Source organism: Oleiphilus sp. HI0128 (assembly GCF_001635365.1).
This window is the reverse complement of the sequence record NZ_LWGG01001099.1, coordinates 1-1,074: the sequence shown is the minus strand read 5'-3', so window position 1 is coordinate 1,074 and position 1,074 is coordinate 1. Positions and strand designations below refer to the sequence as shown.

Sequence of the window (1,074 nt, the reverse complement as noted above, 5' to 3'; positions counted from 1 at the left end):
TCAGGCCGCATATTGGCTACTGCCGTTTTCGTGACTGCAAACATAATAATGAGCCCAAGTGCGCGATCCTTGACGCCTACGACAAAGGTGAGATTAGTGAAGAGCGCATGAATAGTTACCGCAGAATTAGAGAAACACTCGGCGACAAAGAAACCTACCAATAATACTCAGCCATTAATTGCCTGCATTATTAAAAATCCAATCTATACTCTAGTCATAGTGAGCTATTTTCAATAAATTGCTCGCAACTCCTAACTATCAATCTATTACATTAGCTTTATGACTGACTCAAAAATGCCCGATAGCGCTGAAGGCTGGGCAAACTTTCTGGTGACAAAGTCACTTCCCTCGCCATTTAAAGTGGGTCAAAAAGTCATTCGTATGCTAGAAAAAAAGGTTATTCCATACTCTCATCTGGCTGCTCACGTTAATAAAGACCCAATCTTGGCTTTTTACGTCATGTCACACGCCAATGATAGCCAGCTAGAAGATACACCGAGCAGTAAGACACTGGCACACGCCATTAGTATGATTGGCATTGAGCGCCTAACAGAGCTGATAAACGAGCAACCCTTTAAAGCTATTTCCTTAAAGAGTATTACCAGTTTCTACTACCTTCGAACACTATCAACCAGTTTATATGCAGGCCACCTCGGTCGAGCCATCGCTAAAAGAAAAGGTAAAGGAAACCCCGAAGACGTTTATTGGTCCAGCTTGTTTCTGGGTGCGCCTATCTGGTATTTATGGCGCTTTGCAACGCCTGAAATGCGTTTAGTACGCTATGCCATTCGTTCCAACTACAAGCTCCCCCATGTTGCCGAGAAAGAAGTATTAGGCGGTACAATCGTCGATGTCACGACCGCTCTGGCTAAAAAGCTAAACGTTCCTGCCCTGGCTCAGGCATGCTATCAACCAGATAAACAATTAAGCCATAAGCAATGGGTCACTATTGCCCGCTCTTTTAGCCCTGATGGGAAACCGCTCCGTGTTGAAGATCGCGACATTAATATGCTGATGCAGTCTCCACATTTTGTCGTGATGCTGGCAAACCTGATTGCTCACTATTCTTCATAT

General features: G+C 44.1%; 1 protein-coding gene. It reads left to right on the top strand.

Annotated elements, in window-relative coordinates:
- Positions 1 to 279 precede the first annotated feature (279 nt).
- Positions 280 to 1,074, top strand: a 795-nt coding sequence (locus tag A3763_RS18770; protein WP_156495175.1) for an HDOD domain-containing protein, incomplete at its 3' end; no start/stop codon positions are given.